1 pseudogene is annotated in these 277 nt (G+C 36.5%); it reads right to left on the bottom strand.

The features are described from left to right. Positions 1-221 (bottom strand): annotated as a pseudogene (locus P20495_RS21140) (IS30 family transposase); the annotation flags it as partial. Positions 222-277 lie beyond the last annotated feature (56 nt).

Genomic DNA, 277 nt, shown 5'->3' with positions numbered 1-277 from the left:
CTTCTTGATATATTTTCTCGCTCTTCTAAAGAAAGAAACGATAATCGACGCTTTCGTTGCACTGGCGATATTCCACCTTTTAGTTTAAGTACTCCGAATATAGAACCAGCATGTCTATCAAGCGTCAAACCTATTTCGCTAAGCGTTTTACCTTCACGCCATAAGAACCATGCTTTCAGCTTTTCAATATCACTTAAACCACGTTTTGATAAGTCAGTCATAACCACCTAATTAATAATCAATTATAAGGTGTTGCATTGACCTATTGAATTCACCA

The organism is Pseudoalteromonas sp. BSi20495, assembly GCF_000241185.1.
In the GTDB taxonomy this organism is placed as follows: domain Bacteria; phylum Pseudomonadota; class Gammaproteobacteria; order Enterobacterales; family Alteromonadaceae; genus Pseudoalteromonas; species Pseudoalteromonas fuliginea.
Note: the sequence above shows the minus strand (reverse complement) of the source record. Positions and strands in the feature narration are given on the sequence as shown.